The following is a 272-nucleotide window of genomic DNA, read 5'->3' on the forward strand; positions in this document are numbered from 1 at the left end:
CCCGCCGGCGAGAGCCCGTTCGACCACACCATCTGGGTCATTGCCTCCGACGGCGACCTCCAGGAAGGCGTCACCTCCGAGGCGTCCTCCCTGGCCGGGCACCAGGAACTGGGCAACCTCGTGGTGATCTACGACGAGAACCACATCTCCATCGAAGACGACACCGACATCGCCTTCACCGAAGACGTGCTCAAACGCTACGAGGCCTACGGCTGGCACACCCAGCGCGTGGACTGGACCCGCACCGGCGAATACGTCGAAGACGTCCAGGA

General features: G+C 64.7%; 1 pseudogene. It reads left to right on the top strand.

From position 1 onward, the window contains the following. Window positions 1–272 (top strand): annotated as a pseudogene (locus NFJ07_RS26110) (transketolase); the annotation flags it as partial.

The organism is Arthrobacter sp. B2a2-09, assembly GCF_027587375.1.
In the GTDB taxonomy this organism is placed as follows: Bacteria; Actinomycetota; Actinomycetes; order Actinomycetales; family Micrococcaceae; genus Arthrobacter.